This is a genomic window from Vibrio sp. T13N (assembly GCF_032970445.1).
In the GTDB taxonomy this organism is placed as follows: Bacteria; Pseudomonadota; Gammaproteobacteria; order Enterobacterales; family Vibrionaceae; genus Vibrio; species Vibrio diabolicus.
In genome coordinates this window covers 1-7,549 of sequence record NZ_JAWJYE010000031.1, presented here as the reverse complement: position 1 = coordinate 7,549, position 7,549 = coordinate 1, and the positions used below count along the sequence as shown (strand labels likewise).

At 37.9% G+C, this 7,549-nt stretch carries 6 protein-coding genes; 4 read left to right on the top strand and 2 right to left on the bottom strand.

Annotated features, from left to right (window positions below; translation table 11 throughout):
• On the bottom strand, positions 1-1,325 hold a 1,325-nt coding region (locus tag R2S67_RS22250), incomplete at its 3' end, for an AAA family ATPase (protein ID WP_317347108.1).
• A gap of 754 nt (positions 1,326-2,079) precedes the next feature.
• On the opposite strand from R2S67_RS22250, the gene R2S67_RS22245 reads away from it, so the two are divergent.
• The 4 genes from R2S67_RS22245 to abiEi all read left to right on the top strand — a co-directional run bounded on the left by R2S67_RS22245 (position 2,080) and on the right by abiEi (position 6,523).
• Positions 2,080-3,192 carry a tyrosine-type recombinase/integrase gene (locus tag R2S67_RS22245; protein WP_025500921.1) on the top strand — a complete coding sequence of 371 codons (1,113 nt, stop codon included), beginning with the start codon at positions 2,080-2,082 and terminating at the stop codon, positions 3,190-3,192.
• A 166-nt stretch (positions 3,193-3,358) separates the two neighbouring features.
• Positions 3,359-4,873, top strand: coding sequence for a hypothetical protein (locus tag R2S67_RS22240; RefSeq protein WP_317347107.1), 1,515 nt, complete (start codon positions 3,359-3,361; stop codon positions 4,871-4,873).
• A 77-nt stretch (positions 4,874-4,950) separates the two neighbouring features.
• Positions 4,951-5,958: a hypothetical protein gene (locus R2S67_RS22235; protein ID WP_317347105.1), complete on the top strand. Its 1,008-nt coding sequence runs from the start codon at positions 4,951-4,953 to the stop codon at positions 5,956-5,958.
• Positions 5,959-6,004: 46 nt separating this feature from the next.
• Complete coding sequence (abiEi, locus tag R2S67_RS22230) at positions 6,005-6,523, top strand: type IV toxin-antitoxin system AbiEi family antitoxin (protein WP_029787252.1); 519 nt, start codon at positions 6,005-6,007, stop codon at positions 6,521-6,523.
• 397 nt (positions 6,524-6,920) lie between these two features.
• Here abiEi and R2S67_RS22225 read toward each other — a convergent pair.
• Positions 6,921-7,549, bottom strand: a 629-nt coding sequence (locus tag R2S67_RS22225) for a tetratricopeptide repeat protein (RefSeq protein ID WP_317347103.1), incomplete at its 5' end; no start/stop codon positions are given.

Below are 7,549 nucleotides of genomic sequence, written 5' to 3'. Positions count from 1 at the left end.
ACATCTATGTTAGCAATTCTTGAATCACTTAACCTAATAACATTCGAACATTTATCTTTCCCCACAGAGATATAGTTAATGTTATTAAATGTTCCAGATGTATGGATTTTGCTATTCAATATGTGTGATGAGTGTGTTGTAAGTAAAAGTTGACTATTAATATTTTTCTTTGTCTTATTCATTAACACGCTGATTGCATCATCAATATTCTTTATAAACAGCTCTTGCATTTGAGGATGCATATAATTTTCTGGTTCTTCTACACATATTAAGTTAATTTTGTGATGTATATCATCATTATCATACTGCTCCATATAATCTATCAATTGACCAATAATCTTCATTAAATTTTTATAGCCTAAGCCAAATTGATCTTCTGGAATAAAGTAGCCATTTTCCATAAACTCATAATTTATTAAATTATTAAACATGGACTCATATGTTAAATCAGACTGTAGGTGAACTTTCATTTTACTTTCATCAGTCACTTTTGAAACAACACTATTGACCGTTTCGTCGTGTTGCCCACCAACCATGCCAGTTATATCAGAGTTAATACTATATATTTTGTCGTCAATTCTACCTTTGTTTTCAGATTGATCTGCTGAATTAAGTTTGTATTTAACAATTTTATTGAATGTTGTAGAAAGTGTTCGATTTCCGTCATCAAGGTTGGCCTTAATTACTTTAAGGTCAACTATATCACTTAATTTAATGTTTGCACCTAAAACCTCGTCTTGATTAGAGTCATATAGTTTCTTTGTAAAATCAATATTACTTGACAACAGTTTTATATACTCTCGGAACATCTGAGCTTCAGTTAACCCTTTTTTTTTCCAGTTTTCTATACTAACTCGAACAGTTTCATTATATTTGGTTTCTTCTTTAACCTCATATCTAACTTCAATAACAGCCGATTTCTTCTCTTTTTCTAGTTCATCTACACGAATAAAGTCACTAATATTATTTACAGCAAATACATCGGGATCGACATCGAGGCCGATGGTAAAGGTAAATGTCATTTTAGGAGATTTATCTTGAAAGTCAGACTTTCCGAGGTGCATATCAAAAATACTGTTTAAGTAAATATTATTAAACTTATACCCAGATATTTTTTCATCTAAAATTACCTGTTGCAATGCTGCTGTTATAGTTGTCTTTCCTGCGTTATTTTTTCCGACAATTAAAGTTGTAGCACTAGAGACTGAGTCTTTAATATCTTGCTTTTTAAAGGCTTTGTTGGTGTAGGGGGTAACAAATTCAACAATGTTGTCTTCAACACCAAATTTTCTAAAATTTTCAATCTTTAAACTTTGTAAGTACATTTGTCGCTCCACTTTAGTTCATCATTACCTGACTTAAAGCATATTACTACGCAACTAGACACACTTACACTGTGAATTGGCACATATATGATTGATTATACAGAACTTAAATTTATCCTTTAAACTGTCGGAACAGCATCATGACTCAACCCAATGAGTAGTATGAGCACGGGCTTTGACATTATGCAGTAGTTAGAGCAAGCATAAACATGTTGAACTCCATACGAGCAACTACAGAGTCAGCTCTTACCTTTTGTCTTTCTCATTATCTTAGGTATGACAAACTTCGATGAGCATAATGTGAATGAGGTTTTACTCTAATGGAAAATGGGGCAAAAGGAAGCTAGTCCATACGCTATGATATCTAAAYTTTGTCTCCCTCTTCGGGAAGTGACTAAAGTTCACCAAACATGTCTTTCAGTCCATTAAACCAAATCCAATCGTCTTAGCATTTTAGAGATTGCTACTCACCACAATCTTCCCCTACCAACCAATTAACTGGTCATTTTTTGACCGAGCGGAGCATTTTTTTCAAAAAATTTTCTAGCTCAAAAATCTCGATAAGCTCAATGCGTATAGGTTTGAAAAATAATCGCAAAATCGATATCGGTTGTTTCTTATTATTGAAAACTCACATCAAAAGTAAATATTTTATTCTTAATTTTCAATGCTTTACGATGTTGACGACTGTGGTTTTTAGCCGTAACTTCCGTTTTGACGAATGACTTGCATTCGATAAAAAACGGAAAATATTATGAAAACTATTACAACTACAAAGTCACCAACTGTAAAAGACTACATCGACGCATATCTCATAGAGAGAAAATATTGTGCTGCTCCCTCGACATTAGCCTCCGACCTCAGCAGAGCAAAGAATATAAACGAGGCATTAGGAGAGTTCCCTATCAATGCAGTTAGCCACTCTCAGATTAATACGCTTCTAGTAAGTTGGCACGAGCGCTTTAGCAACAAAACCATCAACGAACATCTGACAATCTTACGTCGTATATTTTTGAAAGCAGTACGTGATGGCGTAATTGGCAGAAATCCGATGAAAGGCGTACAGAACTTCAAAACTGTGGATCCTGAGCCAAACCCTTTCACAAAAAAGGAATTAGCACGGATGCATGAGTGCAAGAATGTCTGCACCCAGGGACAGAATGCCGCAATGCTGAATCTGCTGACAGGTCTTCGTATCAGTGAACTGATAGCGTTGTCTTGGCAAGATATAAACTGGGAACGCGAAGTGCTTTATGTCCGTCGAGCTTGTGTATTGAACATTTATAAATGCCCGAAAACGAAAGGTTCTGTACGTGAAGTTGATTTAAATCCACTTGCTTTAAAACTATTGAAAGAGCAGCTGAAACTGACAGGAAAGCGCCGCCCACAAACAATCAATATTCTTGAATGCGACAATAAAACATTCACGAAAGACTCTGTCAGTTTCATTTTCTTAAATACGAAAACGAATCAACCTTTTACTGATGCTAAAGAATTCACTGAGCGATTCTTCATCAAATTTCTAGAACAAGCGGGTGTGGCTCACAGAGGTGTTGGTCAGCTACGTCATACATTTGCTTCCCAGTGCCTAACGGCAGGGATCAGCAAAGACTGGCTCGCGGTTCAAATGGGGCATAAAAGCACAACAATGATCGACAAACATTATGGTCGATGGATTCGTGAAGATTCACCAAACTACGCGAGTGAGGCTGCGCAACACCTTCAAGAGATATTCGGCCTACCGCAAATAAAGCCAACAGTGACTTTACCTGCTGTTCCTCACTCTTCGTTAGTGCTGTTGAAAAAACTTCAGTCCAAACCACAGCTCATTCAACTTCTTGAAGGCATGCTGGAGAGCGACAGATGAGCACGGTGACCATTGAGAACAAACATAAAGTCGTACATTTTGAAAATGTGACGACATGGCAACCCGCTACGCTTCCGTCACACTTTTGCTCCGCAAAAGATGCACGGAAGCTGCGGGCAAGAGAAGGCTCTCTTGACTCTCTAACTCGACCTCAGGGAGGTCGAGAATGAGAACAATCAGACTATTCCACCGACGAATGAATTACTCTTCAACTACAGAAAGTCGTGTGAAATGCGAACACTCTCTTGCGCATTCACTGCGGATTGCTCCTCCAACTAATGCCAAAATATCCAAGAAACTTGAGTGGAACGAGGAGCTAAGTCAACACAATTTCATGTGGATAAACAACCATATTTCTCCAATAGAATCTTGGACTGAAGCTGAGCGGCTTGAACTCTTGTATAAGATTGTTCCACAGCCACGTATTCACAACCAATCAAAGCTTCAAACACAGCAGCGCCAGTATCGCCGAAAAATGAAAAATGCAATAGATAGTGAAATCAAAAGTGGTAACACGGATGCTGCTAAGTTTTTGCAGAGTATTTTAGAAACTGATGGTCATGTTTCGTACTCCTCTATTCAGAAGTTTTCTCTTTTGACAATGCAGCGCAAGAAACAGCGTCTCAAGATGCTAGAGACTTATCTGAACGCTCACAATCAACTACAACACAGAGCGCCGACCAATAACATATTCATCCAAGAAGGGATTTTTAAGATCCCTCACCGATGGGAGGTTGGTAGTGATTTGGTGAGTGCTTCGGATTATATCGAGTTCACTCGACTATTTCTTGGGCATTATTTCCCAGACTATGAAATTAAAACAATTATTTGCCATGACGATGAACGGGATAAAAACCAAAACACAGGGTGCCACACGCATTATTTTTTATCTGCTTTGAATCAGAAAACCTACAAATTTGATCTTCACAAACGTCAAATACAAATTGTGAGCGAATACATAGAAAAAGTTACAGGGGTAAAGGATTTCTTTCCGAATGATTCAAAGTTGACACGTGAGGAGACACAAGACTTTGGGCATTACTTTCAACGAATGGTTCAGGATTTTGCGAATAAGCATTTGTGTCGTTCAAAGGGGTTGTTAGTTGAGTTTTCTACTGAAACAGAAAGGAGAACAAAGCAGCGTAAAGAAATGGATCAGCAAGCAAAACTTCCGAAAAGCCAGAGGAAAAACAACTTAAATAACTACTTGCTCAAAAGACAAGCAATACAACGCAAGGAACTCGCGAGTGATATTGAAGCTGGAAGAAGTGAACTAGACGATATTAAAACGCAAGTTGCTATTTCTACAGGCGAAAACGAAATGATCAATGAACTAAAAAGGCAAAATAGCCGAGATATTTCTGCTGAGAAAAAAGAAATCGTTCAATTGCGTGCTGAAAAGCACGCTTTAGAAAAGTTAGTTCAAAGCTTAAAAGATGACATCATCCGTCCTTTAAGCAAGTTCTGTCAGTCAGTTTTCTTGGGTTTGAAAGCTAAAGAATCAGGTCAAGCACGGATGGTTGAATCATTCTTAGATAACGCAATGAGAGATATGTTGAACCTGCCACCAAGCATGCAGGTTAAAGCAAAGGTACTGTTGGAATCAGTAGAACTGCGCAAAAGTACTTTTGAGCGCAATAAGACCGACGAAAAGTCAGAAAACGATACGTTTGAAAGGTAAGTTAGTTAAGTTCTTAACTAACTTACTAACTTACTAACTTACTAACTTTCATAAAAACAATAATAATGGTGAACAGCATGGCAAGACCGAAAACTTACACTGATGAAGACCTCATCCAAACCGCTAATGAGCTGATTAGCCTAGGCAAGAAGCCCAGCGGGTGGCGAATTAGAGAGTATTTAAAACGAGGAAAAACCTCCTCAATTCAGGCTGATTTGGAAAAGCTCATTGCTGACGGTAGGATTCCAGAAGCACAAAATGATACCCCATCAGCGACAACTCAAGTAAGAACCTCATATGAGCTACCAGCGGAAATTCAGGAGCTTCTCGAAAGAAAGGAATACGATATCTCTACATCACTTCGAGATATTGTTATCGCTATGAATGACAGTATTCATACACATTTTGAGTCAATTACTTACACACGTATTAGAGAAGCAGAGGCAATCAGCCAACACGCGATCAAACAAAAAGAGCAGTCTGAAGGTGAAGCTTCGGATATGGAACAGACTCTTCAACGGGCTACAGATGCAAATGATCAACTAGAGGAGAAAATTGAAGCTCTGCAATCTGAGCTAGTCGAATTACAAAACGAGAAATCTGAGTTATTAAAAAATATCAGTCAACTTACGAGTTCACTCAATCAAGCAAATGACAGGTTAGAAAACCAGCAAGATACCATTTGGGGACTCCAAGCCAGTCTATCAAAAGTCGAGAAAGCGCATTCAGCACTAACAGTACAACGAGAATACGCACTTAACGATGTGGAAAGGCTTGAGTCTCAGCTGACTGAACTCTCAGAACGCTATGAGAGCACTTGTATCAAACTAACTGAAAGTTCGTCTAAACTACAGTCAATGACAGAGGCACTGGACAATTCTGAACATAAGTTAAGCACTGTCCAGGATGAATATACCGATCTTTCAGTAAATTATCGAATCTTAGAGAGTAAGTTACATGAGTCTCAATCTAATATCTCAGAACTTAAGCATGTAAATCATGAACTTGAAAAGCAGCTTACGTACTTTTTAGAAGAAACTGACTCCATTTGTGATGCTGTCAATGACTCATCAAGTGGACACTAAAGTATGCTATGGTTACTCATGTCGTCTACTTAGTAAACTTAACAATATGGATATTCAAACGGCGTTAGAACGTCTGCATAAATTTGATGGGCAACGCATTTACGTATATACCAAGCGCAACTTGCGAAGAGTATTTTTTGATGACAGTGAAGAAGCTTTTAAGCAAAGTTTACCGCGTTTAATCAAGTTTGGGGTACTAGAACGAGCTTGTCGAGGAGTTTACGTGTTTGCTTTAAGTCGCCACAAAGGTGGCTATACCATTGAATATGTGGCTAAAAGTCTACGTCGTGGTGAATACAATTACATCTCGCTTGAATCCGCTCTTTCAGAATATGGCGTAATTTCTCAGATTCCGATTGATCGTCTGACAGTAATGACTACTGGTCGAAAAGGTGTATTCAAAACTCCATACGGGGTGATCGAATTTACACACACTGATCGCTGCGATATCGATATTCTGAACAATACAATTCTTTCTGATAGACCTTTGAGAATCGCCACGGAGTGTGCGGCGATTCGAGATTTGAAGCGCGTTGGCAGGAATACTCATATGATTTGCAATTAGTTTGATTGAGCACGTTAGGTTTACTAGAACCCTCCCTTGAAGTCGATTTTGCAGTCACTGATGATCTCGTCCATTGACTGTTTGAGCACAGGTGTGACGATTACTAGGTTCTGGCAGTTTTCCTCAATGTCTTTACCCAGCAAGTTGAGAAAACCTGTCTTATGCTGAACTTCTAAAGCATCATTGGCGTCTGTTTCAGTGAATCGCCACTGGCTGGTTAGACGCTAACTGGCTCTCTATCATATTGCTTTTTCATACTCTACAGGCAAATGACGGTCTTGGTTTGTCGAAAAATCAGTTTTAAACGGGCTACCATCGAAAAGTAAGTAACTGCAAGATCTGGTCTGCTCTAACATTGCGATTAATCAACTGATAAGCAATCTTTGGTGTAAAACATCTATCTCACTGAGTTCATTTCACTCATAATTGCCCTAATCATGTTAATAGATTTTGTCCCGTCCATTTCTGATAGAGATGTTTTACTTAGTTTAGTAATCGGAGAGTCAGGTCCGAATATTTTCACCCTGTCCTCAACAACTTTTGACATAATTGAAATAGCTTCTTTCCCTTCTTTTAAATCATACATTGATATGGCTAAATTATGTTTAACTCGTAAAGTATCAGGATGCAACTCTCCTAAAGTGTCAACAGCAATGTTAAGTGCTCTAATTAAAGTTCTTTTTGCTTTTAGATGCTTGTTTTGACGTGTGTAACTACTCGCAATATTCACCAGTGTTGTGACTGTTAATATGTGGCTTTCACCATACTGTTCAATACGGTTTTTAAGAACCTCTTTAAATATTTTTTCTGATTTTTTAGGATCGGAATAAATATTTATTAGTGCAACATTACTCAAATGGGTAATAGTTGATGGATGTTTTTTTCCGAATAATTCAAGGCTTATACTGTAAGCCTCATCATAATACGCTTTAGCTTTTTTAATATTATTCCTTTTTTCATAAATAGTGCCTAAAGAACTTAAGCTTATACATACTTGTTCAGATTTTCTGCCATACTCATTGGTAT

Excerpts from the sequence above, each read along its gene's own strand:
- R2S67_RS22245 (WP_025500921.1), top strand. The coding sequence starts at position 2,080 with ATGAAAACTATTACAACTACAAAGTCACCAACTGTAAAAGACTACATC.
- R2S67_RS22240 (WP_317347107.1), top strand. The coding sequence starts at position 3,359 with ATGAGAACAATCAGACTATTCCACCGACGAATGAATTACTCTTCAACT.
- R2S67_RS22235 (WP_317347105.1), top strand. The coding sequence starts at position 4,951 with ATGGCAAGACCGAAAACTTACACTGATGAAGACCTCATCCAAACCGCT.
- abiEi (WP_029787252.1), top strand. The coding sequence starts at position 6,005 with ATGGATATTCAAACGGCGTTAGAACGTCTGCATAAATTTGATGGGCAA.